The organism is Streptomyces violascens (assembly GCF_014649955.1).
In the GTDB taxonomy this organism is placed as follows: Bacteria; Actinomycetota; Actinomycetes; order Streptomycetales; family Streptomycetaceae; genus Streptomyces; species Streptomyces violascens.
In genome coordinates this window covers 679,183-706,097 of the sequence record NZ_BMUA01000001.1, presented here as the reverse complement: position 1 = coordinate 706,097, position 26,915 = coordinate 679,183, and the positions used below count along the sequence as shown (strand labels likewise).

Sequence of the window (26,915 nt, the reverse complement as noted above, 5' to 3'; positions counted from 1 at the left end):
GTCGTTGACGTGTTCCGGCCACCGACCAATTCTGGGAGCCCCTCCCACCCCCAGGAGACCCCGACATGAAGCCACTTCGTGCCCTCCTCTGCGGCGCCGCGAGCGCCGCGCTGGCAGCGGCCGGGCTCACCGCCTTCGTCACCGGTCAGGCCTCGGGCGCGACCGCGGACGCGGCCGGGCTCGGCGGCCGCTGGTACGCGGCCGCGCCCTATCTGATGCCGCTGGACAACAACCCTCCCGACGCCTCCGCCATCATGGACGCCACTGGCCTCAAGGCCTTCCAGCTCGCGTTCGTGCTCGCCCCCAACGGCGGTGGCTGCAGCCCGACGTGGGGCGGCACGGCGCCCGTCTCCTCCGACACCGCGGTCGCCGGGGCCATCTCCTCGATCCGTGCCAAGGGCGGCGATGTCTCGGCCTCCGTCGGCGGCTACGGCGGCACCAAGCTCGGCCAGAACTGCTCGGACGCGGCCTCCACCGCGGCCGCGTACCAGCAGGTCATCACCAAGTACCAGCTCAAGGCGATCGACTTCGACCTCGAAGAGCCGGAGTACGAGAACACCACCGCCATCGCGCACGAGATCGGCGCCGCCAAGATCCTCCAGCAGAACAACCCCGGCCTGTACGTGTCGGTGACCACCGCCGGAACCGCCGACGGCACCGGCTGGTTCGGCAAGCAGATGCTGAACGAGGCCAAGACGCAGGGATTTGTGCCCGACAACTTCTCGATCATGCCGTTCGACGGCGGGTTCAGCGGCGCCGCCGCCCAGACGAGCGCGCTGACCAACTTCAACTCCCTCCTCCAGTCGACGTTCGGCTGGAACGCGGCGACCGCCTACGCCCACGAGGGCTTCTCCGGGATGAACGGCCGCAGCGACACTGGCGAGTTCTTCTCGCAAAGCGACTTCCAGACGGTGCTCGACTACGCCACCGGCCACGGCATGGCCCGCTTCACCTTCTGGTCCCTCAACCGCGACCGGCAGTGCAGCCCGCCCGACAACAACGGCACGACGTCGGGCACGTGCAGCAGCGTTCCGCAGGCGGCCTGGGACTTCGCCAAGTACTCGGTGAAGTTCGCCGGAGCCACCCCGCCCTCCTCGCCCCCGCCGTCCTCCGCACCGCCCTCCTCACCGGGCGGCACCTGCACGGTGGCGGCCTGGAGCTCGGGCGCGGTCTACACGCAGGGCAACGAGGTCTCCCACAACGGCCATAAGTGGAAGGCCAAGTGGTGGACCCAGAACGAGGAGCCCGGGACCACGGGGGAGTGGGGGGTCTGGCAGGACGAGGGCACCTGCTGAACCTCCCGCGGCCCGGGTTTCCTTGCAATGACGGCTCCGGCCGGCGCGGTTCACCGCACCGGCCGGAGCCGTTCCCGGGCCGGGGGCCGAGAGGCTTTCACCCGCCCCGGAAGTTTCTCCGCACGAGCGGCAACCCCCGTCGCCGCCGCACGTCGTCAGGGGTGAAGGCGCAATCACCGCGCCGCCCTGCCGACCGTGGAGATGCACGACGTGACCGTCCCCCAGCACCGTCCCGACCGCCCCGCCTCCCGCAGCCCCCGCCGTCTCGCCGGCGCGGCCGCGGCGACCGGCCTGCTCCTCGCCCTTGCCGTCCCCGCGCTCGCCGGCACCGCGTACGCGGACGGGCAGGGCGCCCAGCCGAAGCGCCCCGCCCCGGCCAAGACGGCCGAACCGGGCGCCGCCCCCGCCTCGCCGGTCAAGCGCGCGGGCGAGAGCAAGCCGACCCGGCCGCCGGCCGCGCGGCCCGAGGCCGCACCCCCGACCGCGCAGCCGAAGGGCCCGGCGACGCCCGGTGTTCAGGCGCCCAGCACGGAGGCCAAGCCCGCCGCACCGGCCGCCGCTCCCGCTCCCTCGGACCAGAAGGAGCTGGCCCATACTGGTTCGTCCACGGCCAACACGGTGATGGGCGCCGGAGCCGGCGCGCTGATCCTCGCGGGCGCCGGCACCGTCTACGCCGTACGGCGGCGGCAACAGCACTGAGACCCAGGCTCTGAGGCACCCCACGGCCCCGCCCACGACCAGGGCGGGGCCACGCCCGCGTACCGAGGAACTGATGGAGCACATCGCCGCACTGCACCCGGCCCCCTTCGCCCCGAGCCGGCTCGCGCCCTGGTGGCGCGGACTGCTGCGCCGGGGCCGCACCGCACCCGACGACAGACGGGCGCACGCGTTCGGCCGGGGCCGGTTCGGAGACGTCCGCGATCCCGGGGCCGCGCCGCCGACCGTGAGCGAGCTCTACCATGCGCACCGCCTCAAGATGGTGCATCTCGCCGTCATGCTGGTGGACGACCGGGCGAGTGCCGAGGACGTCGTGCAGGACGCGTTCACCGCGCTGTACCGGCGCCACGGCGAGCACATCGACGAGGTTGACAACGCGCTCGCCTATCTGCGCACCGCCGTCGTCAACGCCTCGCGCTCCGTGCTGCGCCGACGCCGCACGGCCCGCTGCTACACCCCGCCCCATATCCCCGACGCGCCCTCCGCGGAGGAACGCGTCGTCCTCGACGAGGAACACCGTGAAGTGCTCGCCGCGCTGGGGCAGTTGACGGTACGCCGCCGCGAGGTGCTCGTCCTGCGGTACTGGAGCGACCTCACGGAGGCGGAGATCGCGACCACCCTCGGCATCAGCCGGGGCTCGGTGAAGTCCATCGCGAGCCGGGCCCTCGACTCGCTGGAGAAGATCCTGGAGGCACGGGCATGAGCGGCCACTGGAGCGGGTCCGAAACCCCCGAGCGTCCGGTCGAGAGGCGGCTGCGCGGGGCCCTCGCCGCCCGCGCGGACGGCATCACCCTCGCGGATCTGCGGCCCGCCGACCCGCCGGGACCCCACCTGCACCGCACCCCGCTGGCCCGGCTGCGGCTGCGCCGGTTCGCCTGGCCGCTGGCCGGGCTGGCGACCGCTGCCGCCGTGGCGGTCGGCTACGTGACGCTGGCCTCAGGCCACGACGAACAGCGCCCGCTGCCCGCCAACTCGCCGGGTCCGGTCCAGCCCCCGCCGACGCCGGTCCCGTCCGAGACGCCCAGCCCCGTGCCGTCGCCGCCCACCCGGTCGCCGTCCGTCGACGGCTCGAAGTCGCCCAGCGAGGCGCCGCCCGCACCGAACCGGTCGAAGCCCGCGGCGGGCCCGGTGACAGGGGCGCCGGCACGCGGCACCACATCCCGCGGGCCCGAGCCGCCGGCCGCGATCCCGGCCCGCTGACGCCGGGGCGATCAGCCGCGGCGGCCGCTGAGCCGCCGGCGGCGTACCAGCACCGCGGGCACAGCACCCGCGAACGCGAGGGAGCCCGGCGCGAGGGCGGCCGCCGCGTTGATGCCGGACTGGTCGAAGGTGGCGGGGACGGGCAGGGTCGCCCAGCGGGAGACCGGCCAGGCGACCACGAAGGCGCGGCCCACGGCCTCGTCGACCGGGACGAACCCGTGGGTCTTGTCGGTCTGGTGGTAGCGGGAGTCCGCCGAGCGCTGCCGGTTGTCGCCCATCACCCACATCTTCCCCTTGGGCACGGTCACCTTGAACTGGCCGCCCTCGGTGTCGACCGAGCACGGTGTGCCGCCGGGATTGACGTACGGCTCGACGAGCGCCTTGCCGTTGACCTTCAAGGGGCCGGTGCCCTTGCACTCCACGGTGTCGCCGCCGACGCCGATCACCCGCTTGATCAGGTCGTGTTCGTTGGCCGAGGGCATGACCCCGACGAACGACAGGACCCTCTGAATGACGTTCGGCTCCGAAGTCGGCTCGCCGGCAAGCCAGTTGGCGGGATCGTGGAAGACGATGACCTCGCCGCGCCCCGGCTCCGCGCCGAACCAGGGCGTCAGCTTGTCGACGAGCACGCGGTCGCCGACCTGCAGCGTGTTCTCCATGGACTCGGACGGGATGGAGAACGCCTGCGCCAGAAACGTCTTGATGAGGAGTGCGAGCACGAGGGCGACCACGATGAGGATCGGCAGCTCCTTCCAGAAGGAGCGGTGTTTCCCGGCCTTCGCACGGCGCGGTCCGTCCGGCTCCTCACCCTCGGTCTGTGGGCTGCCGTCCGCGCCGATCGCTGAATTCCCCACGCCCGCTCCTCCGTTCGTACCGAGGCCCATGCGCCGGGCGGCGTGGGTCCACGACCTGACCAACGAACGGTAGTTCCGGGCGGCTGCGATCACCGTGGTCTGCGGCGGGTGTTCGGCCGCATTCCTGCATCCGAAGGACCCCGGGTGCGCGAGAGCCCCCGCCGGACGGCAGGGGCTCCACGGTGTGAGAGGGGGCGCGTCAGGAGGCGGGCTCGGGGCCCTGCATGTGATCGCTGATCCACTGGATGAGCCCGCCGTTGGCCATGTTCGGCACATACGTCTTGGCGTTGTGGTCGCCGCCCTGGATGACGCTGAGCTTCGTCTTGACCGGGCCCTTGTTGCCGAACTTCTTGATGAACTCCTCGATCTTCGGCTTGGCCTGTGCGTCGGAGCCCACGGTGCCGACCTGGAAGGCCAGATAGACGTCCGGGTGCTTCGCGTCGATCAGCTTCTGGGCGAGCACATTCGGGTTGTTCTCCGCCTTCTCCTTGTCGTGCCCGGCCCACAGGCGGGAGTCGGGAACGATGTCGGGTCCGGAGGCAATGACCGCCTTGAACTGGTCCGGCTTCTGCAGCACGCTCTTGAGGCCCGCGAAGCCGCCGGTGGAGGAGCCCATGAAGGCCCAGCCGTCCCGCGACTTGACCGTACGGAAGTTGGCCTTGATGAGGTCGGGCACGTCCTCGGTGAGCCAGGTGCCCATCTTCGGCTGGCCCGGGATGTCACTCGCGTCCCAGTACAGGCCGCCCGTGTCCGGGTGGGGGTTCAGGACCGGCATCGCGAGGATGAACGGGAGGCTCTTGCCCTCATTGGACCACTTGGAGATGCTCGCCTCCAGCTTGAGGTCTGTGCCCATCCAGTAGTTGCTCGGGTAACCGGCGCCGCCGGGCAGGGCGACCATCACGGGGAAGCCGCTCCTGGCGTACTTCGGGTCCTTGTACTGGGGCGGGACCCAGACCCAGACCTTGCCCTTGAAGCCGGACTTCTTGCCCTCCAGGGTGGTCACGGCGATCTTGCTGCCGTCCTCGGGAACCGTGCCGGACACGGTGAACTTGGCCTCCGGACCGGTCGGCATGAGCACCTTGGAGTCGGCCCCCTGCCCTGGTCCGCCGCCCGGCTTGTCGCCGCCCGCGCCGCCGTCCTGCCCGAAGCTGATCGCGTCGCCCTTGTCCGAGAAGACGTCGAAGTAGTTCAGGACGGGCCACGCGATCAGGCCGAGCACGACGAGCGAGACCACGCCGAGTATCCAGCGCTTGGCGCGGCTGGCCCGGCGGTGGCCCCGAGACTGGTAGGCCCCATTGCGGGGGTTGGTCATTGCGATCGCTCCGGATGGTTCTGTCGCCCAAGGGCATGCCTGTGTCGTTCACCAGACGGGATGGGCAAGAGTGACCAATGGGTTCCGGATTTGTCTTACAAATCTTGTGAAAGTGACCGATCCGTCAACGCCGGTTGCGTAACGTTCCCGCCGCGCCCGACCCGGCACCGCCCGACAGGGCGCCTGGGTTCAGGGTCGCAGTACGTGGCGTACCCAGGCGTTGGGTTCCACATAGCTGACGCGATCGTGACGGGTGTCACAGTGCGCCGGGACCAGGGCGGCCGGCACCTCGACCTCGCCGTCCCGGTCGAAGGGAAGGCCGGTCCACCGGCGCCACTCGGCCGGCGTCCCGCTCACCGTCATCGAGGCGGCGGCCGCCTTCTCGATGGTGCCGCCGGCCCTGACGTGGACCCGCAGCCAGGGATCGGCGGGCAGCCCGTCCTCCCTGACCTGCCGCATGTACTCGGCCATGGGCACCCCCGGCTGGAGGTGCTTGGCCGTGGGGCGCACCGGCGCCACCAGCGCGTCGATCCCCTGGCGCGTCACGGCGGCGCGCATCGCGGCCAGCATGCGGTGGGACAGGCCGCGCCCGAGGTGGTCGACGTCGATCGTGATCTCCAGCGCGCTCGCCGTCGTCACCGAACGCCCGCGCCGGAGGTCGTCGAAGGCCCACGTCAGGACCTGGTCCCAGCCCCGGTCCGGCATCTCCTCGCGTCCGTCGGGCGTCGCGTCGAACGGGACGCTGTAACCGCGGGCGATCAGCCGGTCCCCCTCGGTCGCCACCACGCAGTACTGCGGGAACTCCTCCGGCACCCGGCTGAGCAGGGCGTAGCCAACCAGGTCCCGGGCTATGAACTCGGGCCATGTGTCGCTGATGTCGTAGAGCCGCTCGGCCAGCTCGGGCCGCTCGGCGAGAGTGCTGATCTCGATGTTGTCGCTGTGCGTCACGGGAGCGGACCCTGCCAGAACTCCATCGTTCCTGCCAGCGCTTTTGGACCCGGCTGATGTTCAGCCGACGTCACGGCACGGCTGTACGCAAGCCGACGTCACGGCCGTATGCACCGGACCCGCACCGTCACGTCGAGATGGCGCCCGGCCATGCCGCGCGACGCCGTCACCCCGAACGCGGTGCGGTCGACGCGGGCCGTGGCGACGGCCGTGAACGCCCCCGCCGACGAGGCGGACTCCTCTATGGACAGGCTCAGCGGGCGGGCGATGCCGCACACGGTGAGCGTGCCGGGCACGGTCGTGCCGTCGACGCGGTCAGCGGTGAAGGTGATCAGCGGGTGGCGGTCGGCGTCCAGGAAGCGCGGCGAGCGTACGACGGTGTCGCGCTGCCGACTGCCGGTGCTGAAGCTCGCCGTGTCGATCTCGACGCCGACGCTCGACCCGTCGAGGGGCTCGGCGATGTCGACGGTCCCGGACCGGATCGCGAAACTGCCGCGCACCGGAAGCAGCCCGAACACATGCCGGGTCCGGAAGGTGACGGCCGAGCCGCCCGGGTCGATCGTGTAGCGCCCGAGACCGGGGGCCGCCGTGGTCCTGTCCTGATGCGTTTCCATGAGTCGATTCCACCGCGGGGCGGGTACCGGGCGCCACGGCGGGCGGTCGGGTTCCGGGGCGACGAAAGAAGGGCCGTTCGGCACGGCATGCGACTTTCGTAGGGTGTGCCCGGACCGGAAGATCTGCTGTCGCGATCCCCCGCCCGGGGATGACTTACCGTAAGCCGCATGAGTGTCGGACCGTGGCACCGTCGGCATCCGCTCGCCGTGGATGCGGCGCTCGCCATCTGTTTCGCCCTGGGCGACATCGCTCTCACGCTGACCGGCGCGACCTGGTGGCCCGAGCGGCCGGGCCCCCTCGCCTGGACGCTGCTCGGCCTGCAGGCGCTCGCCTGCCTCTCGCTGGTGGCCCGCCGGCGGGCCCCGCTGACCGTGGTGGCGGTCCTCGGTGCCTTCACGCTGGCCCTGACCCTGCTGATCTCGCCCGCGCACGCGCTGACGCCCGCGAACCCGGGCAACGTATGGGCACCGTTCTCGACGGCCCTCGCGGCGTACGGCCCCCTCTTCTACGGCAAGAACGCCCGCAACCGGCGTACCGCGTTCCTCGCGCTCGGCATCTTCACGCTGATCGTCGCCCGGGCCTGGGAGCCGTCCCTCACGGTCATCACCATCGGCCTGCTGCGCACGGCCGTCGGCCCGCTGCTCGCCCTGTACTTCGACGCGCGAAGGCGCCTCGTCTGCGCCCTGACCGAGCGCGCAGAACGGGCCGAGCGGGAGCGCTATCTCCTCGCCGAGCAGGCGTGCGCCGAGGAACGCGCCCGTCTTGCCGGTGAGATGCACGACGTGGTGACCCACCGGGTGAGCCTCATGGTGCTCCAGGCGGGCGCGCTGCGGGTGACCGCCTCCGACGAGGCGACCCGGCGCGCGGCCGAGGAACTGCGGGCGGCCGGCTGCCAGGCCCTTGAGGAACTGCGGGATCTCGTCGGCATTCTGCGCACCGCACCGGAGGACGACCCCACCCCTTCGCTCGACGGGTTCGCGGCGCTGGTCGCCGAGTCGACGGCGGCGGGCGTCCCCGTCGAACTGGCCGAGCGGGGCGACCGGTCGCTGGCCTCACCGGTGGTCGGCCGCACCGCGTACCGCACCGTGCGCGAGGCCCTGACCAACGTGCACAAGCACGCCCCCGGGGCGCGCGTCACCGTGGAGGTGGAGTACGACGAGACCCGGGTACGGGTCGCCGTGCGCAACACCCGGCCGAGCGGCGGGCCCAACAGCGAACTGGTCCGCACCGGTTCGGGCCTCGGCATCGCGGGATTGCGCCAACGGATAGAACTCGTGCACGGAAGCCTGCGGGCAGGGCCCGAACCGGACGGCGGGTTCTGCGTCGAGGCCGTGCTGCCCGCCTTTGTACCGACAGCGGAATCGATGGTGTGACCTGTGGTCCGAGTGGTTGTGGTGGACGACGAACCCATGGTGTGCGGATTCCTCCGTACGATCCTCGGCTCGGCCGCCGACATCGAGGTCGTCGCCGAGGCGCACGACGGAGCGGCGGGCGTGGAAGCGGTGGTGCGCCACCGGCCCGATGTCGTCCTCATGGATCTGCGCATGCCGGGCATGGACGGGATCGCCGCCATTGAGCAACTGGCCCGGCGTGCGGACGCGCCGCCCATCGTGGTGCTCACGACGTTCGACTCCGACCAGTACGTCCTGCGGGCGCTGCGCGCCGGGGCCTCGGGGTTCCTGGTCAAGTCCACCCCGCCGGAGGATCTCATCGGGCTCGTCCGGGTGGCCTCCGAAGGACACACCGTCCTCTCGCCCGCCGCCGCCCGGCGGCTGATCGCGGCCTCGACCGACGGTCTGTCGGCCCGCGACCGGGCGCGCGAACGCGTCGCGCAGCTGACCGAGCGCGAGGCCGAGGTCCTGGTGGGCCTGGGGGAGGGGCTCTCCAACGCGCAGATCGCGGCTCGCCTCTATCTGTCGGAGGCGACCGTCAAAGGCTATGTGTCCCGCATGCTCGACAAACTGGAATGCGCCAATCGCACCCAGGCCGGGCTGCTCGCCCAGGAGGCGGGCGTGGTCGCGCCGTAGCCGTGGCGTGCCAACTCCCTTGATTCAGGCGGTAGTTGAGTCGTCGACGTGTCCGGCCTGCGGAAGCGTGTGCGGGGCCGTTCGCCGTCCCCGGTCGGCCCGCACCCGGACACGCCGTGGCAATGCCGGGCTCGGTGCGGACGGCGGCGGATGCTTGTTTCTGCTCGTTCGATGGGAGCCATTGACAGATACGAGCATCAGTACTGCACTGGCGGGTGCCCTCCCGCAGGCTCGTGCCGGCGGGATCGGCACCTTCCCCTGCCCTCCGACGCATCCCGCCCGGGCCCCAACCGGCCGGGCCAGGAAGGAATCTGTCGTGCCGTCACTTCCCACGCGCCGTCGCAGAGCCGCCGCTCTGGTGGCCGCGCTCCTGGCCGTCCCACTGACCGCGACCGGGGCCCTGGCCTCTCCGGCGCCCGTGAAGCCCGCGGCCGCCCCCGCCGACAGCCGGCCGCTTGCCGCCACCCCGCCGATGGGCTGGAACAACTGGGCGCACTACATGTGCGACATCAGCGAACAGACCGTCGTGCACAACGCCGACGCGCTGGTCTCCAAGGGGCTCGCGGCCAAGGGCTACAACACGCTGACCGTGGACGACTGCTGGATGACCAAGAGCCGCAACAGCGCCGGCGAACTCGTCGCGGATCCGGCGCGGTTCCCGCACGGCATGGCCTGGCTCGGCGACTACCTGCACGCGCGCGGCCTGAAGTTCGGCATCTACGAGGACGCCGGCTCAAGCACCTGCGGCGGCTACCCCGGCAGCGGACAGCCCCAGGGCGGCGGCCCCGACCACTTCGCGCAGGACGCCGCCACCTTCGCCTCCTGGGGAGTGGACTACCTCAAGCTCGACGGCTGCAACCTGTATGTCGCCCCCGGCCAGACCAAGGAAGCGGCCTACCGCCAGGCGTACGACGCCGAGGCGGCGGCCCTGGCGGACGTCGGCCGCGACATCGTCTTCTCCGAATCGGCGCCCGCCTACTTCCAGACCGGCGAATGGGGCAACCCCGGCTGGTTCTCCGTGCTCTCCTGGGTCGGCAAGGACGGCCAGCTCTGGCGCGAGGGCTACGACATCGCGACGTACGACCCGAACAAGCCCGGCACGAGCCGCTGGTCGAGCGTGCTGACCAACTATGGCTACAACCGCTGGATCGGCCGCTACGCGGGGCCGGGCAACTGGAACGACCCCGACTTCGTGCTCGCCGGGGCGCCCGGCCTGACCGCCGACGAATCACGCAGCCAGGTGGCGCTCTGGTCGATGATGGCCGCCCCGCTGATCCTCTCCTCCGACGTGGCCGCCCTCAGCCCGGCCGGACTCGCGGCCCTCGGCAACACGGCCCTCGTCTCCATCGACCAGGACGGTCTCGGACGGCAGGCCGGGGTGGTCTCCACCAACGGCACCACCGACGTCCTCGCCCGCCCGCTGGCGAACGGCGACCGCGCGGTAGCCGTACTCAACCGGGCCTCTTCCGCGCGGACCATCTCCACGACGCTCGACTCGATCGGCCTGCCCGGCTGCAAGGTGAGCGCCAAGGACCTCTGGAGCGGGGCGAGTTCGACCACGTCCTCCGCGCTGACCGCGACCGTGCCCGCGCACGGCACCGCGATCTGGCGGCTCACCCCGAACGGCGGCTGCGCCCCCGCCGTGCCCACCGGACAGGTCACCGGCAACGGCGCCCACTGCATGGACGTGTCCAACAGCGGCACCACGAACGGCACTGCGGTGATCCTCTATCCCTGCACCGGCAACGCGAACCAGCGCTGGACCCTGTCCGGCGACGACACGGTACGGGCGCTGGGCAAGTGTCTGACCGCGAGCGGCGGCAGCGCCGGAAGCGCCGCCACCCTCTCGGCCTGCACCGGTTCGGATGCCCAGCGATGGACCGCCGACCAGGACGGCGCCCTGGTCAACGCCGGATCCGGGCTCTGCCTCGACGTGTACGGAGGCGGCACGGCGAGCGGCACCAGGCTCGACACCTGGACCTGCGGCGACCGTCAGGCCAACCAGACCTGGGCGCTGCCCGTGTGAGTGACGGCGTCAGACCGTGGTGGCGAGCTCCTGTCGCACGCTGATCGCGTCGAGGCGGATGGTGACCGCCGCGGTGTCCTCGGCGCCCAGCGACAGGAGCTCCGCCTTGTCCGCGCCCACGCTCACCTCGACCCGGAAGGCGACGACGTACAGGTGGCCGCCGGTCTCCTCGTCCTGGAGCGCGAAGAGCAGGTTGTAGAAGTAGCGGGTGCCGTCCGCGGCGTCCTGGTAGGAGAGGTGCGCCGCCCCCTCCTGCTCGCCGAGGCCGAGGAACACCTGGGCCAGCGCCGCATCGGCCCGGTCCCAGAACGCCGGGTTCTCGAACGGTTCGACCAGCGCCTGGCGCACCGCCTGCTTCAGCGTGAGCACCATGACCTGCACCGGAGCGGTCTCCTGAAGACCGAAACCGGGGATGATCTTGACGACGGAGCTGTTCGGCAGCGCCCGCGCGGCCGACCGTACGGCCCCGAAGTCGAAGTCCCCGGCCGCCGGGGCGATCGCCTCCTGGAGCACGGCCTCGGCGGCCCGCGCCCGGTCGAGCGCGTCCGGACCGACTTCGACGACCGCCTTGAAGGCGGCCCTGGTGCTGGTGGCCCGGTCAACCATGGCTGCTCCCGCGGGGATTGGAAGTGATGGGCTGGAAGTGATCAATTGCCGACGCGCCAGTATGCACAAGCGGCCTCGGACCGGCAGTTCGGTCTCACATTCCGTACGCGAAGTGACCTGTAGACGCTCGCGATGCACCAAGCGTGACCGTACGTGACCCCGTACATGGCTCTGACCTGCATGGACCACGGAAAGTGAGGCCCGTCACTTCGGGTGATTTTTTCGGCATGTTCCCCGCATGCCGGGGCAGGGGCGGTGATGGCCCTGTCCCAGCACCCCATCGGAGGACCCGAACCATGCCCGAGCTTTTCATCGACGGCCAGTGGACCGCCGCCGTCGACGGGCGGACCCGTGAGATCCGGTGTCCGGCCGACGGCACCCTGGTCGCCACCGTCGACGAGGCGGGTCCCAAGGACACCGCCGCCGCCATCGCCGCGGCCCGTGCCGCCTTCGACCACGGCCCGTGGCCGAGGACGGCACCGGCCGAGCGCGGTGCGCTCCTGCAGCGCGTCGCCGACCTGCTCGTGCGTGACAAGGAACTCCTCGCGCGGGCCGAGTCCCTCGACACCGGCAAGCGGCTCGTCGAGTCCCGCTACGACATGGACGACATCGCGAACTGCTTCCGCTACTTCGCCGCCCTCGTCGTGGCCCAGGGCGCGGGCCGCGTCGTCGACACCGGGAACCCGGTCGTCGACAGCCGCGTCGTCCAGGAGCCGGTCGGTGTCTGCGGGCTGATCACGCCGTGGAACTACCCGCTGCTCCAGACCGCCTGGAAGGTCGCCCCCGCGATCGGCGCGGGCAACACGTTCGTGCTCAAGCCGAGCGAGCTGACCCCGCACACCGCGATCCACCTCATGAAGCTCCTCGACGAGGCGGGTCTTCCGGCGGGCGTAGCCAACCTGGTGCTCGGCGCGGGCGCCGAGGCGGGCGCGCCGCTCGCCGAGCACCCCGACGTCGACCTCGTCTCCTTCACCGGCGGCCTCGTGACCGGCCGCCGCATCATGGCCGCCGCCGCGCCCACCGTGAAGAAGACCGCGCTCGAACTCGGCGGCAAGAACCCCAACGTCGTCTTCGCCGATGTGGCGAAGGACGACGCGAGCTTCGAAGCCGCCGTCGACAACGCGCTGACCGCCGTCTTCCTGCACTCCGGGCAGGTCTGCTCGGCCGGCACCCGTCTTCTGGTCGAGGACGCGCTGCACGACCGCTTCGTGGACGAACTCGTGCGCCGCGCCCGGCTGATCCGGCTCGGCGGCCCCTTCGACGAGCGGGCCGAGACCGGACCGCTCATCTCCGCCGCCCACCGCGACAAGGTCGAGGCGTACGTCGCCGCGGGCATCGCCGAGGGCGCCGTGCTGCGCTGCGGCGGCGAGCGGCCCGACTCCCCTGAGCTGGAAGGCGGTTACTACTACCCGCCGACCATCCTCGACGAGTGCCGGGCCGGCATGAGCGTGGTGCGGGACGAGTCCTTCGGGCCGGTCCTGACCGTCGAGCGCTTCACCGGCGAGGACGAGGCCGTGCGCCTGGCCAACGACACCATCTACGGCCTGGCCGGCGCGGTGTGGACCACCGACGAGTCCAGGGCCCGCCGCGTCGCGGCCGGGCTGCGGCTCGGCACCGTATGGATCAACGACTTCCACCCGTACGTCCCGCAGGCCGAATGGGGCGGCTACAAGCAGTCCGGGACGGGACGGGAACTCGGGCCCGCGGGCCTGGCCGAGTACCAGGAGACCAAGCACATCTGGCGCAACACGGCCCCCGAACCCCAGCGGTGGTTCGAGAGCTAGCCGCCACCACCCCGGCCGGCCGTCCCCGCGGACGGCCGGTCACCGACCCGTGCCCCTCCTGCATCCCTGCCTACTTGGAGTCTGGTCATGAGCATGACGAAGGATGACGACGATCTCCGGGAGTTCGGTTACAGACCCGAACTCAAACGCACCCTCGGCAACTTCCACACCTTCGCCGCAGGCATCAGCTACATCTCGATCCTCACCGGCACCTTCCAGCTGTTCTACTTCGGCTTCGGCTTCGGCGGGCCCGCCTACTGGTGGTCCTGGCCGCTGGTCTTCGTCGGCCAGCTGATGGTCGCGCTGTGCTTCGCCGAACTCGCCGCGAAGTACCCGGTGGCCGGCTCGGTCTACAACTGGGCCAAGAAGCTCGGCGGCCCGCACGTCGGCTGGCTGGCCGGCTGGATGATGCTGGTCGCCTCGATCGTGTCGATCGCCGCCGTGGCGCTCGCCTACCAGGCGACCCTGCCGCAGATCTCCAAGGTCTTCCAGATCGTCGGCGACGGCACCGGCACCTACGACGTCGCCACCAACGCCGTGATCCTCGCCGCGGCGCTGATCCTCTTCACCACCCTGGTCAACGCGTTCGGCGTCAAGCTGATGGCCCGCATCAACACGGCGGGCGTCTTCCTCGAACTCGTCGCCACCGTCGTCCTGATCGTCCTGTTCGCCGTCCACGTCGTCCGCGGCCCCTCCGTCGTGCTCGACACCCACGGCCACGGCGGCAGCGGCAGCTTCGGCTACATGGGCGCCTTCCTCACCGCGTCGCTCGCCTCCGCCTACGTGATGTACGGCTTCGACACGGCCGCCTCGCTCGGCGAGGAGTCCGTCGACCCGTCCCGCAACGCGCCGCGCGCGATCCTGCGGGCGCTGCTCGCCTCGTTCGTGCTCGGCGGCCTGATCCTCATCCTCGCCCTGATGAGCGTCAGCAGCCTCGACGGCAAGGGCATCACCACCGACGGCCTCCAGTACGTCGTGCTCGACGTGCTCGGCGGCACCGGCGGCAAGCTGATGCTCTGGTGCGTCCTGATCGCGGTCACCGTGTGCGCGCTCGCCGTGCACACCGCCGCCATCCGCCTCGCGTTCGCGATGTCCCGGGACAACAACCTGCCCGCCGCGTCCGTGATGGCGAAGGTCAGCCCCCGCTTCAAGACCCCCGTGGCGCCCGCCGTCGTCATCGGTGTGCTCGCCCTGGTGATCCTCCTGGTGAACATCCGCCAGCCGCAGATCTTCTCGGTGGTCACCAGCATCGGCATCATCATGATCTACGTCGCGTACCTGCTGGTCACGACACCGATGCTGATCGCCCGGCTGCGCGGCAAGTGGACCCCGGCCGGCGACGGCAAGTTCTCGCTCGGCCGCTGGGGCCTGCCGGTGAACATCGTCGGCGTGGTGTGGGGCGGCTTCATGACCGTCAACCTCGCCTGGCCGCGCGCCGAGGTCTACAACGCCACCGCCCCCTACCACTGGTACCTGCGCTGGGGCGCCTTCCTCTTCGTCGGAGCCGTCCTGCTCGGCGGCTTCGCCTACTACTGGTTCGTCCAGCGCCACCGCACCGGCGTCCTCGCGAGCCATGCCGCATCGGAAACCGAAAGTGAGTCAGACACCCATGTCCACACCTCCCACTGAATCCCGCGTTCCCGCCGAGGAGTTCGACTACGTCGTCGTCGGCGGCGGCACGGCGGGCAACGTGGTCGCGGCCCGGCTCAGCGAGGACCCCTCGGTCACGGTGTGCGTCCTGGAGGCAGGTCCCTCCGACGTCGGCGACGACAACGTCCTCAAGCTCGACCGCTGGATGGGCCTGCTCGACTCCGGCTACGACTGGGACTACCCCGTCGAGCCGCAGTCCCACGGCAACAGCTTCATGCGGCACGCCCGCGCCAAGGTGCTCGGCGGCTGCTCCTCGCACAACTCGTGCATCGCCTTCTGGGCGCCCGCCGAGGACCTCAACGCCTGGGAGGCGGCGGGCTGTTCGGGCTGGGGAGCCGCCGACATCTTCCCGCTGTACCAGCGCCTGGAGACCAACGACGCCCCCGGCGACCACCACGGCCGCAGCGGCCCGGTGAAGATCCGCAATGTGAAGTCGGCCGACCCGTGCGGCGCGGCTCTGCTCGAGGCGTGTGCCCAGCAGGGCATCCCCACCACGCAGTTCAACGACGGCAAGACGGTGATCCGCGGAGCCAACTGGTTCCAGATCAACTCGGACGAGAACAACATCCGCCAGTCGTCCTCGGTGGCCTACCTCCACCCCGTGATGGACAAGCGGCCGAACCTCGTCGTGCGCACCGGGGTGCGCGCCAAGAAGCTCGTCATCGACGAGAACCGCCGCTGCACCGGCGCCGAGTACCTCGACCCGGACCTCATCCACACCCGCACCGTCACCGCCCGGCGCGAGGTCATCGTCTCCTGCGGCTCCATCGACACCCCGAAGCTGCTCATGCTGTCCGGCATCGGCCCCGCGGCCCACCTGCGCGAGGTCGGCGTGGACGTCCTGGTCGACGCCCCCGGCGTCGGCGAGAACCTCCAGGACCACCCCGAGGGCGTCATCATGTGGGAGGCCAAGCAGCCCATGACGACGGCCTCCACCCAGTGGTGGGAGATCGGCATCTTCGCCGACACCGAGCCCGGCCTGGAGCGCCCGGACCTGATGTTCCACTACGGCCAGGTGCCGTTCGACATGAACACCGCCCGGTACGGCTACCCGACCACCGAGAACGCGTTCTGCCTCACTCCCAACGTGACGCAGGCCAAGTCGCGCGGCACCGTGCGCCTGCGCACCCGCGACTACCGCGACAAGCCGATGGTCGACCCTCGCTACTTCACGCACGAGCACGACGAGCGGGTCATGACGTACGGCCTGAAGCTGGCCCGCCAGATCGCGGCCCAGCCCGCGCTCAGCGGCTGGGCGGGCGCCGAGCTGGCCCCGGGCCCGGACGTGCGGACGGACGACGAGCTGCTCGACTACATCCGCAAGACCCACAACACCGTCTACCACCCCGCCTCGACGGTGAAGATGGGCGCCGACGACGACGCCATGGCGCCCGTGGACGCCCGGCTGCGCGTCAAGGGCATCGACGGCCTGCGGGTCTGCGACGGCTCGGTCATGCCGGAGCTCGTCACGGTCAACCCGTGCATCACGACGATGGCGATCGGCGAGAAGTGCGCCGACCTCCTGAAGGCCGACGCGCGCTGACCCCCGCCGACCGGTTCCGGGCCTCCCGCACGGTGGCCCGGAGCCGGTCCTAGGCCGGTGGCAGCAGTGGCCCGCAGTCCCACTGCTGGAAGATCAGCCGGGTCTCCACCCGGGCCACCTCCGGCCGTGAGGTGAACTCGTCCAGGACGAGCCGCTGGAGATCCGCCGTGTCGGCGACGGTCACATGCACCAGATAGTCGTCGGGCCCGGTCAGATGGAACAGCGACCGCGATTCCGGCAGCGCCCTGACCCGCTCCACGAACGGACCGATCAGATCGCGCCGGTGCGGCCGCACCTGCACGGAAAGGAGCGCCTGCAGCCCCCGGCCCAGCTTGGCCGGATCCACGCGCAGCTGATAGCCGAGGATCACCCCGGTGCGCCGCAGCCGTGCGACACGGTCCAGGCAGGTGGAGGGCGCCACACCGACCTCGGCGGCGAGATCGCGGTAGGTCGTGCGGGCATCGTTCTGCAGAAGGCGCAGAATGTGCAGATCCACCGGGTCCAGTACGACGGATTCAGCCATGGCCCGAACGTAACACGGCGTACGGCTCCCGGGGCCCGGTGACTGTTCACAGTGGGCGCATGGACGCCGACACCACACCCGTGGACGCCGAAGCCGTGGACACCCTCGCCGTGCACGCGGGCCGCGAAGACCTCGCCGCCCTCGGCCTGCACGCCCCGCCGATCGACCTGTCGACCACCTACCCCTCGTACGACAGCAGGGGCGAAGCGGCCCGTATCGACGCCTTCGCCGCGACCGGCGAGGCGCCCGAGGGCCCGCCGGTCTACGGCCGGCTCGGCAACCCCACCGTCGCCCGCTTCGAGGCGGCCCTGGCCCGCCTGGAGGACACCGAGGCGGCCGTCGCCTTCGCCAGCGGAATGGCGGCCCTGTCCGCCGTCCTGCTCGCCCAGCACGCCACGGGCCTGCGCCACGTCGTCGCCGTACGCCCGCTCTACGGATGCAGCGACCACCTCCTGACCGCCGGGCTCCTCGGCAGCGAGGTCACCTGGACCGACCCGGCGGGCGTCGCGGACGCGATCCGTCCCGACACCGCCCTGGTCATGGTGGAGAGCCCGGCCAACCCGACTCTCGCCGAGGTCGACCTGGAGGCACTCGCCGAGGCCTGCGGCACGGTGCCGCTGCTCGTCGACAACACGTTCGCGACCCCGGTGCTCCAGCGCCCCGCCCACAGCGGCGCCCGCCTCGTGCTGCACAGCGCGACCAAGTACCTCGGCGGCCACGGCGACGTACTCGGCGGGGTCGTCGCCTGCGACGAGGCCTTCGCCCGCCGGCTGCGCCAGATCCGCTTCGCCACCGGTGGCGTCCTGCACCCGCTCGCCGGCTACCTGCTGCTGAGGGGCCTCGCGACCCTGCCCGTCCGGGTGCGTGCCGCGTCGGCGACCGCGGCCGAACTCGTGGCGCGCCTGGCCGCCGACCCCCGCGTGCTGCGCGTCCACTACCCGAAGGTGGGCGGTGCCATGGTGGCCTTCGAGACGCTCACCGACCCGCACGACGTGATCGCCCGGGTCCGCCTGATCACCCCGGCCGTCAGCCTCGGCAGCGTCGACTCCCTCATCCAGCACCCGGCGTCGATCAGCCACCGCATCGTGCCCGAGGACGACCGCGCCTCCTCCGGCGTCAGCGACCGCCTGCTGCGCATGTCGGTCGGCCTGGAGGACGTCGAGGACCTGTGGCGCGACCTCGACCGGGCGCTCGGCTCCGAGCTCTCAACTCCTGCTCTGCATACGGGAGTTCATGCCTCCCGAGAGGTCCGGCTCGCCGACGCCTGAGCGCCTGGAGGCAGGCGCCTCAGCGGGACGTCTTGTTCCGGGTGAACTCGTCCTTGCCTCCGCCGGACCAAGTGACCTCCAGGGTGGAGCCGTTGAGCCTGGCCGTGCCCTTGGTGCGGGCCGTGTTGCCGTCCGGGCACGTGAGCAGCAGCGTCGCCGAACCGGCGGCGCTGTTCGCCGTTCCGCTGCACAGGTGCTCGCCGAGTACGGACGCGTTCTTGCCCTTGACGACGAGGGCGACGGGCTTGCCCTGGGTCACGGCGACCCAGTCGCCGTCGACGCTGCCGCCGGTCGCGGGCGGGGTGGCATGTCCCGTGCCCTGACCGGGAGTTGATGAACCCGGCCCGGCGGGCGTCTTCGCGGGCGAGCTGCTCGCCGCCGGCCCCTTGCCCGACGGCGGCTCGTCGGAGGCCTTGTCCGAGCCGCCGCTGCACCCCGAGACGAGAAGGACACCGGCGAGCCCCATGGAGGCGAGGCCGGTGGTACGCAAGAACCTGTGCACTGCTGATCGTCCCCTTGTGAACGCGATTTCCGGACGCGTCAAGCTACCAGCCGCCCGTCCCGCGTACCGGAACTTCTTCCGTACCTGAACTCTTGACGGGCCCGCCAGGGACTCCTAACTTCACACCTTGAAGAAAGCCGTGAACCCCTCGCGTCACTTGTGACGCCCTCCCGCACCTCGTAACTCCTCCCGTACACCCCCCACTTACTCCGTGCACCGCGCGGTACAGGATGGACGTATGAGAACTTCCGGATCCCCCACCCGGCTCCCGCACCCCAGAACCCGGACCACCCCGCTGCTCGCCCTCGGCGCGCTGCTCGCCTCCCTCGTCTCCGCGACCGCCCTCGCCCCCACCGCGCACGCCGACGCGCTGCCGACGGGCTGGGTGACGGTGGCCGCCAAGCACAGCGGCAAGTGCGTGGACGCGGCCGCGGCGGGCACCGCCGACGGCACGGCGGTCCAGCAGTACGCCTGCAACGCGAGCACCGCACAGCAGTGGCAGTTCCAGCCGACCGGCGACGGCTACGTGCGGGTCGACAACCGCAACGCGAGCAAGGCGTGGGACGTCACGGACGTCTCGACCGCCGACTCTGCCCTGGTCCAGCTGTGGTCGTACGGCGGCGGCGCCAACCAGCAGTGGCTGCCGGTCCAAGAGGCGGGCGGCACCTACCACTTCGTCAACCGCAACAGCGGCAAGTGCCTGGACGTGCCGGGCGCCTCGACCGCGGACGGCGCCCGCATCCAGCAGTACGCCTGCAACGGAACCGCGGCCCAGTCCTTCGGCCTGGACGCCTCGGGCGACCCCCAACCGCCATCAGGGACACCGGACTTCGGCCCGAACGTCACCGTCTTCGACCCGTCGATGTCCGCCTCCGCCATCCAGGGCCGACTCAACCAGGTCTTCGCCCAGCAGGAGAAGAACCAGTTCGGCGCGCAGCGCTACGCCCTGCTCTTCAAGCCCGGCACGTACTCCGCCGACGCCAACGTCGGCTTCTACACCCAGGTCGCGGGGCTCGGCCTCTCGCCCGACGACGTCACCATCAACGGCGCCGTGCACGCCGAAGCCGACTGGTTCCAGGGCAACGCCACCCAGAACTTCTGGCGCTCCGCCGAGAACCTCTCGGTCAACCCCACCGGCGGCGGCGACCGCTGGGCCGTGTCGCAGGCCGCCCCCTACCGCCGCATGCACGTACGCGGCGACCTCCAGCTCGACGACGGCGGCTGGTCGAGCGGCGGCTTGATCGCCGACTCGAAGATCGACGGACAGGTGCGGTCCGGCTCGCAGCAGCAGTGGCTCTCGCGCAACACGCAATGGGGCAGCTGGAACGGCGCCAACTGGAACATGGTGTTCGTCGGTGACGTCAACGCCCCCGCCAACACCTTCCCCAACCCGCCCTACACCACGGTCGCCCAGTCACCCGTGACCCGCGAGAAGCCCTTCCTGTACGTGGACGGCGCGGGCGCGTACAAGGTGTTCGTGCCCGCCCTGCGGACCAACACCCAGGGCACGACGTGGGCGGGCGGCAACCAGCCCGGCAGCTCGCTGGGCATCGACACCTTCTACATAGTGAAGCCGGGCGCCACCGCCGGTGACATCAACCAGGCCCTCGCCCAGGGCAAGAACCTGCTGTTCACACCCGGTGTCTACCACCTCGACCAGACCCTGGACGTAACCCGTCCGGACACCGTCGTGCTCGGCCTGGGACTTGCCACCCTCGTCCCCGACAACGGCATCACCGCGATGGATGTGGCCGACGTGGACGGCGTGAACGTGGCCGGTCTCCTCATCGACGCGGGCACCACCAACTCGGGGACGCTGATGCGGGTCGGTCCGAACGGCGCGGCCGCCCGGCACAGCGCCGACCCGACCTCACTGCACGACGTGTTCTTCCGCATCGGCGGCGCCGGCGTCGGCAGGGCGACCCAGAGCCTCGTCGTGAACAGCTCGGACGTCATCGGCGACCACATGTGGCTGTGGCGGGCCGACCACGGCAGCGGCGTCGGCTGGACCAGCAACACCGCCGCCAACGGGCTGACCGTGAACGGGAACAACGTCACCATGTACGGCCTCTTCGTCGAGCACTACCAGCAGCACCAGGTCATCTGGAACGGAAACGGAGGCCGCACCTACTTCTTCCAGAACGAGATGCCCTACGACCCGCCCGGCCAGGGTTCCTGGATGAACGGCTCCACGCGCGGCTACGACGCGTACAAGGTCGCGAGCAATGTGACCAGCCACGAAGCCTGGGGGCTCGGCAGCTACTGCTACTTCAGCGCCGACCCCTCGGTGGTCGCCGACCGGGCCTTCGAGGCACCCACCGCGTCCGGGGTCCGCTTCCACGACATGGTGACGGTCTCCCTCGGCGGCACCGGAACCATCGGCCATGTCATCAACAACAGCGGAGGACCCTCCAACTCCGCGAACAATGTGGCCGACCTGGTCTCGGGGCCGTGAGGAACCCGATCAGGCGTCGAGGGTGATCCGGACGGCCACCGTGCCGCTCGTGCCGCGCCGCAGCCGGCTTGCGAGCAGGGTGAGCCGTCCGAGCACCCCGTACTTGCGGCGCAGCAGCGCCCGGCAGGCGTCGGTGGCGGCCGCGTCGCAGATCACGGCGGTCGCCGGGTACTGCTCGCCCGTGGGGTTGCCGCGCACGTCGCAGGGCCCGGCGAGAATCCCGGGCCGGTTGCGGATGCGCTTGACCTTCCAGGAGTCGGCGACCGTCCAGATCACCAGGGCGTCGCCGTCCCGGACGACCCACACCGGGGTGGCGACGGCCGTGCCGTCCTTCTTGTAGGTCGTGACCAGGAGGTACTTACCGGCGCCGAGCCGGTCCAGCACGTCGGCACTCATGACGCCATCCTTGAACTCGCGAGCGGGTGGGAGGCCTTTGTAGCAGGTGAGTGCCCATCGCGGAGGGTCGACTTCCTCCCGGCTTCCGGCCTGCTTGATCCGGCGCAGGACAGGACCGACTTCCCTGGCCTCGACGCCGGGCAGGGTTCCGACGCGGTCGCAGGTGTACTCGAAGAGCTCGTCGCCCTACGGTCTTTGACCTCCCCGTCTGTCACTCCCTGACCGGAAGCCGACTTGACGCCCCCGCGCCCCGGGCAAACACACACCGGGGCGCGGCGCGCACTGCGACGATGGGAAGGCACGCGCGGTGCGGTGACGAAGGCACACCTCTTCGTCACCGCACCGGCAGGCCTCTCGGTGACGAAGGCACACCTTCCGAATGACAGGAGCGGACCGTTGGCGACCAGCTCGGACCATCCGACCGACCCCACCCCCTCACCGCTGAACCAGCTCCTCTTCGGCCATGTCTGCTCGGCGGCGGTCCGCGCCGTGGCCGTGCACCGCATCCCCGACCAGTTGGCCGACGGCCCCCGCACGGCCGAGGATCTCGCCGCGAGCGCCGGCCTGCACGCCGATTCCCTGCGGCGCGTCCTGCGTCTGCTCGCCATGCACGGCCTCTTCACCCAGGACGAGAAGGGCACCTTCGGGCTGACCGAAGCGGGCCAGGCGCTGCGCACGGACGTGCCCGGCTCGCAGCACACGGCGGCCCTGTTGATCACCGACGAGATGTTCCGCCGGTCCGCCGACGGACTTCCGGACGCGGTGCGGACCGGCACGACCCCCTTCGAGGCCGCCTACAAGGTCCCCTTCTTCGCCCATCTGGCAGGATCGCCCGCCGCCCGCCACCTCTTCGACGCCGGCATGAACGAGATGTCCGGCCAGGGCGACGACCTCCTCGCGGGGAGCTATCCGTTCCCCGGCAGCGGCACCGTGGTCGACGTCGGCGGCGGCCGGGGCGGATTCCTGCGCGCGGTGCTCAGCCGGGAACCCGCCCTGACCGGCGTGCTGTTCGACCAGCCGGACACCGTGGCCGACCATGTGCTCGACACCGAGGAGGTACGCGGACGCTGGAGCGTCGCGGGCGGCGACTTCTTCACGGAGGTACCGGCCGGCGGCGACCTCTACGTGCTCAAGCGCATCCTGCACGACTGGAACGACGAGGACTGCCTGCGCATTCTGGGCTCGATCCGCCGGGCCGCCGCCCCGGGCAAGCGGCTCCTCGTGGTCGACGCGGTCCTGCCCGACAACGGGGATCCGCACCCGGCAGTGGAGGTGGACGTCATCATGCTGATGCTGGTGAGCGGCAGGGAGCGCACGGCCAAGGAGTTCGAGGACCTCTTCAGCCGGGCCGGGTTCAAGCTGAACCGCATCCTGCCGACCCCGTCACCGGCCTCGTTCATCGAGGCGGAAGCGGTGTGAGCGGGGCCCGCTGACGGCCCGGTCCTCAGAAGGCCGTTGCCAGGTTGCGTACGAAGAGGGCGACGACGCCGACGAGGGCGAGGATGATCAGCCAGGACGCCAGGCCGGTGTGCCGACTTTTGCGCACCGGCTTTCCGGCCCCCTTGGCCGCCTTGGCCTTCCTGGCTCTGGTGGGTCTTGGCCGTTCGCTCCGTGGCGCGGGTCCCGCCGCGGTCTCGGCGAGCAGCCTCCGGCAGACGGCGGCGAGTTCACTCGTGCCGACGGTGAGACTGGCCACCGCCTCCGAGCGGGCGGGGGCGGTGGTGCCCCCGTCGAGGATCCGGCCCGCGCGGATGAGGACCTGGTCCTGGCCGCCGGGGGGGGAGAGGCTGATCCAGCGCTCCACATGTGCCCCGCGGATGACCACACTGCCCGACCGCTCGCGGTACAAGGTGTGCTCCCGCCACAGCAGTTCCGCCAACTCGCTTGCTGTGTCCCGCAGTTGTGCGCTCACGCTTCCCCCGTCGCCCCTGGGCAATCGAACAAGCATGGCACTCTACCGGCAGCCGGTGCGACTCGCGAACCGGCCCCGCCTCACCCCGCCGGTTCGACTTCGAGGTAGTGGTGGCGGCGCGGCCCCCGGTACTCCAACGCCAGCCACCCCAGCGGCCGCAGCGCGGCGGCGCAGCGCCGGAGCGACTCCTTCGCCGCGTACTCGGCACCGCTGCCGGGCGGGCCGAGCCACTCGACGCGGACGGTGGCCCCTTCGGTGGCGCCGACGCGGTAACCGGTGGCGTACCGCCTGCCGTCCTCGTCGACGGCGGACGGTTCGATGCCCGCCGCCTCCAGGGCGAGCGCGACCGCCCGCACCGGCTGGAGCCGCTCCCACTGCGCGGGGCCCGAGGCATTCGTGACCCGGCGGATGTGCAGCAGCCCCTCGAAGGCGGCGCGCACGGCCGCATCCCGGCCCGCGTCCGGGGATGGCACGGGCCCGTCCCCGGTGGCCGCCTCGAACGGTCCCGCCATGCGCCCACCTCCCTGAACTCCCAGCATGCTGGCCGCCGCCGTACGGTGTCGAGCCGGGGTCAGCGCCCGCCGGCGACCCTGAGGATCGCACCGCTGGTGTACGAGGCGTCGGGCGACAGCAGCCACGCGACGGCCGCGGCGATCTCGGAGGCCTCGCCGGGGCGGCCGAGCGGGATGGCCGACGCCATCCTGGCCGGACGGCCGGGGTCGCCCATCGTGGTGTGCATGTCGGTGTCGACGATGCCCGGGGCCACCGCGTTGACCCGGATGCGGTCTGGGCCGAGTTCCTTGGACAGGCCGATGGTCAGCGCGTCGGTGGCCGCCTTGGACGCTGCGTAGTGGACGTAGTCCCCGGGACTGCCCAGCGTGGCCGCCGCGGACGAGATGTTGACGATGGCGCCACCGCCGTTCGCCGCCATGTCGCGGGCGGCCCGTCGGCAGCAGAGCAGATGGCCGAGGACGTTCACGTCGACCACCCGGCGCAGATCCTCGGTGCGGGCGTCGGCGAGGCGGCCGAGCGGGCCGGTCACCCCGGCGTTGTTGACCAGGCCGGTCACCGGCCCGAGCTCGGCCGCTGCCGTGTCGAACAGCCGCTCCACATCCGCCTCTTGAGAGGTGTCGGCCCGCACGGTGACACAGTGGGCCCCCGCCGCACGCACCGCTTGGGCCACCTCGTGCGCGGCCGCGTCGTTGCTGACGTACCCGAGTGCCAGGTCGTGGCCGTCCTCCGCGAGGCGGACGCAGGTCGCCGCCCCGATTCCCCGACTGCCGCCTGTGACGATGGTGACCCGACGTGACACGTGCTGCCTCCTGCGCTTGCTGGTGCGTGCATGTACTCGACAGCAAGTCCTATCGCACGAGCCGCGGATCGCCGACGTGGCCCCTCCTGGCCGGGCGAAGGGGGAGGCGCGGGATGCGCGGCAGGCCGACGAGAGACCCGCTACCGGTCAGCCGACTAGAGACCCGCCACCGGTCGGGCCGAGGCGAGGCTCTCCACCTGTCAGGCCGTACGCCGCCAGAGCGCCAGCCATCGCTCGTGACGTTCCCGCAGCACACGGACATCGGGCCCGGCCTGGCGTGATGCGAGTGAGATCCCGCAGTGTGCGCAGAGCTCGTGCTCGTCGTAGCCGTCGAACCAGCGGCTCACGCCCGCCGTTCCGTCGCACGCCGGGCACGCGGTGGATCGCACGGAGCCGAGGATGCGGGCCACCACGGCCGGAAGCGGTTCGGTGGGGTGGAACCCGGGATCGGGTCACAGCGCGAGACTTCCGCCGGGCCCGAGCCGGCGGCCCCGGCGGTCGTAGTCCGTGGGTACGCCCCGCCGCCCGGCGGCCTTCTCGCCCCGACGGCGCGCGGCATACGCGGCCTCGTCCGCGAGGCACAACTGCCGTGCGGCGTACAGCTCTTCCACGGCCCGCACCAGGGACTGCGGATCCGACTCCAGTACGGCGGGCACACCCGCGCTGCGGCAGAGGTGGTGGTACGTCGCGCGGAACCCGTAGGGCGCGGACATCACCGCGCAGGTGCGCAGGCTCGCGTGGCGGGCCCGGGCGGTCAGGCCCCCGTCGTGCACGCGCTGACGGTGTGTCGCAAAGCCACTCATCGGCGCAGGTTATGTCGACCCGTGTGTGGCCCGCACACGACTTTTCGCGCACAGAGGGGGAGGGGGCACACACGGCCCGCGCCCGTGTACTCAGCCCTCCGCGCAGGCCGCCTCGTCCGTGCCCGTTGCCATCGGGCCCTGTGCGGCGTCGAGGCCCTCGGTGAGGGTGGCCAGAAGTGTGCGCAGCGTGTGGAAGTCCTCCGGAGGGAGATTGACGGCCCGCGCGATGTGGTGCGGCACCGTCAGCGCGTGTTCCCGCAGCGCCGTGCCCTGTTCCGTGAGGCGGATGCTGACGGAACGCTCGTCCGCCTTGCTGCGGTGACGCTCCACGAAGCCCGCCGATTCGAGGCGCTTGAGCAGCGGCGACAGCGTGCCCGAGTCGAGCCGCAGCTTCTCGCCGATGCTCTTGACCGGCAGCTCCCCGTGCTCCCAGAGCGTCAGCATCACCAGGTACTGCGGATAGGTGAGCCCCAGGTCCTTCAGGAGCGTGCGGTAGACCCCGTTGAAGGCGCGCGATGCCGCGTGCAGCGAGAAGCAGAGCTGGAGGTCGAGCCGCAGATAGTCCTCGTCGTGCGGGCGGTCGGGGGGCGTGGTCACCATGCGACCAGGCTAACACGCACGCCATTTAGTTGTGCACAACTTAATTGTGTGCTTCAGTTGGTTCTGGGCAGCCGAGGCTTCCCCGTACGGAGTCACACCGGCTCCGTACGGACGGACACGAGAGGAACCCGATCCCATGGACGCGCTCTACACCGCAGTGGCGACCGCCAACGGCCGCGAAGGCCGCACCGTCAGCTCCGACGGCCAGCTCGACCTGCCGCTCGCCTTCCCGCCGGCCCTCGGGGGCAACGGTCAGGGCACCAACCCGGAGCAGCTCTTCGCCGCCGGCTATGCGGCCTGCTTCGCCAGCGCGATGGGTTCCGTCGCCCGCCAGCTGAAGCTCGACGTCAAGGACGTCTCGGTGACCGCCGAGGTCGGCATCGGCAAGGACCCCGCCGACGGCGGCTTCGGCATCGGTGTCGTCATGCGCGTCGAGCTCCCCGAGCACCTGGAGGGCGAGAGCGGCGCCAAGCTCGTCGAGCTGACCCACGCGGCCTGCCCGTACTCCAAGGCGACCCGCGGCAACATCCCGTTCGAGATCGTCATCGAGTAGCGGTCCGCGCGCCG

At 71.2% G+C, this 26,915-nt stretch carries 28 protein-coding genes; 14 read left to right on the top strand and 14 right to left on the bottom strand.

Features of this window, described 5'->3' with window-relative positions; translation table 11 throughout:
* The first annotated feature begins 65 nt into the window (after positions 1 to 65).
* The 4 genes from IE206_RS03285 (at position 66) to IE206_RS03270 (ending at position 3,212) form a co-directional block, all read left to right on the top strand.
* On the top strand, positions 66 to 1,295 hold the full coding sequence (locus IE206_RS03285) for a carbohydrate-binding protein (protein ID WP_189960339.1): 1,230 nt from the start codon (positions 66 to 68) through the stop codon (positions 1,293 to 1,295).
* Positions 1,296 to 1,496: 201 nt separating this feature from the next.
* Positions 1,497 to 1,994, top strand: a complete 498-nt coding sequence (locus tag IE206_RS03280; protein WP_226598827.1) for an LPXTG cell wall anchor domain-containing protein — start codon at positions 1,497 to 1,499, stop codon at positions 1,992 to 1,994.
* 73 nt (positions 1,995 to 2,067) lie between these two features.
* Positions 2,068 to 2,715 (top strand): RNA polymerase sigma factor, encoded by a 648-nt coding sequence (locus IE206_RS03275; protein ID WP_189960337.1) that lies wholly within the window; start codon positions 2,068 to 2,070, stop codon positions 2,713 to 2,715.
* On the top strand, positions 2,712 to 3,212 hold the full coding sequence (locus IE206_RS03270) for a hypothetical protein (protein ID WP_189960336.1): 501 nt from the start codon (positions 2,712 to 2,714) through the stop codon (positions 3,210 to 3,212). The genes IE206_RS03275 and IE206_RS03270 overlap by 4 nt, the downstream gene beginning before the upstream one ends.
* Positions 3,213 to 3,223: 11 nt before the next feature.
* On the opposite strand, the gene lepB is transcribed toward IE206_RS03270, so the two are convergent.
* From lepB to IE206_RS03250, 4 genes are all read right to left on the bottom strand, one after another.
* A complete protein-coding gene (lepB, locus tag IE206_RS03265) occupies positions 3,224 to 4,096 on the bottom strand; it encodes a signal peptidase I (protein ID WP_189960335.1) in 873 nt (290 codons plus the stop codon).
* 169 nt (positions 4,097 to 4,265) lie between these two features.
* Complete coding sequence (locus IE206_RS03260; protein WP_189960334.1) at positions 4,266 to 5,378, bottom strand: alpha/beta hydrolase; 1,113 nt, start codon at positions 5,376 to 5,378, stop codon at positions 4,266 to 4,268.
* A gap of 189 nt (positions 5,379 to 5,567) precedes the next feature.
* Positions 5,568 to 6,326 (bottom strand): N-acetyltransferase, encoded by a 759-nt coding sequence (locus tag IE206_RS03255; protein ID WP_189960333.1) that lies wholly within the window; start codon positions 6,324 to 6,326, stop codon positions 5,568 to 5,570.
* Positions 6,327 to 6,424: 98 nt separating this feature from the next.
* On the bottom strand, positions 6,425 to 6,940 hold the full coding sequence (locus IE206_RS03250; RefSeq protein ID WP_189960332.1) for a YceI family protein: 516 nt from the start codon (positions 6,938 to 6,940) through the stop codon (positions 6,425 to 6,427).
* 168 nt (positions 6,941 to 7,108) lie between these two features.
* Here IE206_RS03250 and IE206_RS03245 point away from each other — a divergent pair, with 168 nt between their 5' ends.
* From IE206_RS03245 to IE206_RS03235, 3 genes are all read left to right on the top strand, one after another.
* Positions 7,109 to 8,314: a sensor histidine kinase gene (locus tag IE206_RS03245; RefSeq protein ID WP_189960331.1), complete on the top strand. Its 1,206-nt coding sequence runs from the start codon at positions 7,109 to 7,111 to the stop codon at positions 8,312 to 8,314.
* 3 nt (positions 8,315 to 8,317) lie between these two features.
* Entirely contained in the window at positions 8,318 to 8,968 is a 651-nt protein-coding gene (locus tag IE206_RS03240; RefSeq protein WP_189960330.1) for a response regulator, read from the top strand.
* 316 nt (positions 8,969 to 9,284) lie between these two features.
* Positions 9,285 to 10,994 carry a ricin-type beta-trefoil lectin domain protein gene (locus IE206_RS03235; protein WP_226598684.1) on the top strand — a complete coding sequence of 570 codons (1,710 nt, stop codon included), beginning with the start codon at positions 9,285 to 9,287 and terminating at the stop codon, positions 10,992 to 10,994.
* A 9-nt stretch (positions 10,995 to 11,003) separates the two neighbouring features.
* Here the strand turns inward: IE206_RS03235 and IE206_RS03230 are convergent, their stop codons facing one another.
* Positions 11,004 to 11,600 (bottom strand): Type-2Aa cytolytic delta-endotoxin, encoded by a 597-nt coding sequence (locus IE206_RS03230; RefSeq protein WP_189960328.1) that lies wholly within the window; start codon positions 11,598 to 11,600, stop codon positions 11,004 to 11,006.
* Positions 11,601 to 11,896: 296 nt separating this feature from the next.
* Here IE206_RS03230 and IE206_RS03225 point away from each other — a divergent pair, with 296 nt between their 5' ends.
* The 3 genes from IE206_RS03225 (at position 11,897) to IE206_RS03215 (ending at position 16,577) form a co-directional block, all read left to right on the top strand.
* The gene (locus IE206_RS03225; protein WP_189960327.1) at positions 11,897 to 13,384 is read left to right on the top strand and encodes an aldehyde dehydrogenase family protein; all 1,488 of its coding nucleotides are present in this window, start codon (positions 11,897 to 11,899) and stop codon (positions 13,382 to 13,384) included.
* Between the two features lie 87 nt (positions 13,385 to 13,471).
* On the top strand, positions 13,472 to 15,013 hold the full coding sequence (locus tag IE206_RS03220; RefSeq protein ID WP_189960326.1) for an APC family permease: 1,542 nt from the start codon (positions 13,472 to 13,474) through the stop codon (positions 15,011 to 15,013).
* Positions 14,994 to 16,577 carry a GMC family oxidoreductase gene (locus tag IE206_RS03215; RefSeq protein WP_189960325.1) on the top strand — a complete coding sequence of 528 codons (1,584 nt, stop codon included), beginning with the start codon at positions 14,994 to 14,996 and terminating at the stop codon, positions 16,575 to 16,577. The genes IE206_RS03220 and IE206_RS03215 overlap by 20 nt, the downstream gene beginning before the upstream one ends.
* A gap of 49 nt (positions 16,578 to 16,626) precedes the next feature.
* Here the strand turns inward: IE206_RS03215 and IE206_RS03210 are convergent, their stop codons facing one another.
* Entirely contained in the window at positions 16,627 to 17,100 is a 474-nt protein-coding gene (locus tag IE206_RS03210; protein WP_189960324.1) for an Lrp/AsnC family transcriptional regulator, read from the bottom strand.
* Between the two features lie 59 nt (positions 17,101 to 17,159).
* On the opposite strand from IE206_RS03210, the gene IE206_RS03205 reads away from it, so the two are divergent.
* Positions 17,160 to 18,368: a trans-sulfuration enzyme family protein gene (locus IE206_RS03205; RefSeq protein WP_189960323.1), complete on the top strand. Its 1,209-nt coding sequence runs from the start codon at positions 17,160 to 17,162 to the stop codon at positions 18,366 to 18,368.
* A 19-nt stretch (positions 18,369 to 18,387) separates the two neighbouring features.
* Here IE206_RS03205 and IE206_RS03200 read toward each other — a convergent pair whose 3' ends face one another.
* Positions 18,388 to 18,870 (bottom strand): hypothetical protein, encoded by a 483-nt coding sequence (locus tag IE206_RS03200; RefSeq protein ID WP_189960322.1) that lies wholly within the window; start codon positions 18,868 to 18,870, stop codon positions 18,388 to 18,390.
* A gap of 238 nt (positions 18,871 to 19,108) precedes the next feature.
* On the opposite strand from IE206_RS03200, the gene IE206_RS03195 reads away from it, so the two are divergent.
* Positions 19,109 to 21,325, top strand: a complete 2,217-nt coding sequence (locus IE206_RS03195) for an RICIN domain-containing protein (RefSeq protein ID WP_189960321.1) — start codon at positions 19,109 to 19,111, stop codon at positions 21,323 to 21,325.
* Between the two features lie 9 nt (positions 21,326 to 21,334).
* Here IE206_RS03195 and IE206_RS03190 read toward each other — a convergent pair whose 3' ends face one another.
* On the bottom strand, positions 21,335 to 21,721 hold the full coding sequence (locus IE206_RS03190; protein ID WP_189960320.1) for a PPOX class F420-dependent oxidoreductase: 387 nt from the start codon (positions 21,719 to 21,721) through the stop codon (positions 21,335 to 21,337).
* 396 nt (positions 21,722 to 22,117) lie between these two features.
* On the opposite strand from IE206_RS03190, the gene IE206_RS03185 reads away from it, so the two are divergent.
* Positions 22,118 to 23,140, top strand: coding sequence for a methyltransferase (locus IE206_RS03185; RefSeq protein WP_189960319.1), 1,023 nt, complete (start codon positions 22,118 to 22,120; stop codon positions 23,138 to 23,140).
* A gap of 25 nt (positions 23,141 to 23,165) precedes the next feature.
* On the opposite strand, the gene IE206_RS03180 is transcribed toward IE206_RS03185, so the two are convergent.
* The 6 genes from IE206_RS03180 to IE206_RS03155 form a co-directional block, all read right to left on the bottom strand.
* A complete protein-coding gene (locus IE206_RS03180; protein ID WP_189960318.1) occupies positions 23,166 to 23,633 on the bottom strand; it encodes a hypothetical protein in 468 nt (155 codons plus the stop codon).
* Positions 23,634 to 23,713: 80 nt separating this feature from the next.
* Positions 23,714 to 24,145 carry a hypothetical protein gene (locus IE206_RS03175; protein WP_189960317.1) on the bottom strand — a complete coding sequence of 144 codons (432 nt, stop codon included), beginning with the start codon at positions 24,143 to 24,145 and terminating at the stop codon, positions 23,714 to 23,716.
* A gap of 59 nt (positions 24,146 to 24,204) precedes the next feature.
* The gene (locus IE206_RS03170) at positions 24,205 to 24,945 is read right to left on the bottom strand and encodes an SDR family NAD(P)-dependent oxidoreductase (RefSeq protein WP_189960316.1); all 741 of its coding nucleotides are present in this window, start codon (positions 24,943 to 24,945) and stop codon (positions 24,205 to 24,207) included.
* Between the two features lie 200 nt (positions 24,946 to 25,145).
* Complete coding sequence (locus tag IE206_RS03165; RefSeq protein WP_189960315.1) at positions 25,146 to 25,334, bottom strand: hypothetical protein; 189 nt, start codon at positions 25,332 to 25,334, stop codon at positions 25,146 to 25,148.
* Between the two features lie 63 nt (positions 25,335 to 25,397).
* Entirely contained in the window at positions 25,398 to 25,748 is a 351-nt protein-coding gene (locus tag IE206_RS03160; protein ID WP_189960314.1) for a hypothetical protein, read from the bottom strand.
* Between the two features lie 90 nt (positions 25,749 to 25,838).
* On the bottom strand, positions 25,839 to 26,348 hold the full coding sequence (locus IE206_RS03155) for a MarR family winged helix-turn-helix transcriptional regulator (protein WP_189960313.1): 510 nt from the start codon (positions 26,346 to 26,348) through the stop codon (positions 25,839 to 25,841).
* Between the two features lie 136 nt (positions 26,349 to 26,484).
* Between IE206_RS03155 and IE206_RS03150 the strand changes: the two genes are divergently transcribed.
* Entirely contained in the window at positions 26,485 to 26,901 is a 417-nt protein-coding gene (locus IE206_RS03150; RefSeq protein WP_189960312.1) for an organic hydroperoxide resistance protein, read from the top strand.
* Positions 26,902 to 26,915 lie beyond the last annotated feature (14 nt).